The following is a 1,032-nucleotide window of genomic DNA, read 5'->3' on the forward strand; positions in this document are numbered from 1 at the left end:
TTTTTGTTCAAGTCCCCGAAAATCCTTCTAACAGGAATGCTCCTTAAAAAGATAAAATTTGGTACACTGCAGCTAGACTACCTAAATATCTCATAAATATTATTTTGTATGAAGAATTAAAAAGGCTAGGCATTAAGCACAGGCAGGAAGACATAAACATAGAAAATCTCAATAACTCAATCGGTTAACAGAAAGAAATTAATGGAATGCAACAATTTTGTTTAAATCAAATCGGTGATGAGGATGCCCTTCACTATTTGGTTTTCCTATAGGAAGGATTCCAGCAAATTTCACGTGGGCGGGAAGTCCTAATAGTTCTCTTACCTTATCTTGATCAAAACCCAGCATTGGATTACTGGCATAGCCCATTCCTTGAACAGCTATCATTAAGAAGCCAAACGCAATATTTGTTTGTGTTAATCCCCATTGCCCACGATCTTCAACACTCATTCCATTAAAAAATGCCGATAAAGTGGCAACTTCTTCTTCTTTCCGTTCTTCTGGAAGTCCTGGATGTACTGTTTCTGTTAAATTTGCCAAAACATCCTCCATATCACTTGTTACAACGATTACTGCTGGAGCAGATGTAACTTGTTTTTGTCCGTAAGCTGCATCTTCAAGTTTTTGTTTTAAATCTTCATTAATAACTACATGAAAACGCCACGGTTGAAGATTCCATGCGCTTGGAGATAAACGAACAAGTTCAAATATATGCTGAAGGTCTTCACGGTCAATTGGCTGTTGAGCATATTTACGAATACTACGTCTTGATTCTATAGCTTGTTGAACTGAAGTTGTCTCAATATTTTTCGTCATATAATCATTCCTTTTATAGTAATTTAACTCTAGTATTTTATCCATAATCAATCAAATATACCAAGAAAATGCTTGAGAAACATACTTACCGTCGATTGCCCATATTTTTGATTGACTTAATATAATTAACAGTTTGTTCTAGGCTAAACCATGTTAACAATACGGACTGCTGTCACCGTCAAGTAGTTTTGAACATTTTTTGCTCATTAAGTTTGA

Annotated in this window: 1 protein-coding gene; it reads right to left on the minus strand. The window is 35.2% G+C overall.

Annotation, left to right across the window (positions count from 1 at the left end):
- Positions 1-198 precede the first annotated feature (198 nt).
- On the minus strand, positions 199-816 hold the full coding sequence (locus tag D0469_RS20785; protein WP_117328619.1) for a nitroreductase family protein: 618 nt from the start codon (positions 814-816) through the stop codon (positions 199-201).
- Positions 817-1,032: the final 216 nt, after the last annotated feature.

Origin of the sequence: Peribacillus saganii (assembly GCF_003429095.1) — a bacterium.
Taxonomy (GTDB): domain Bacteria; phylum Bacillota; class Bacilli; order Bacillales; family DSM-1321; genus Peribacillus; species Peribacillus saganii.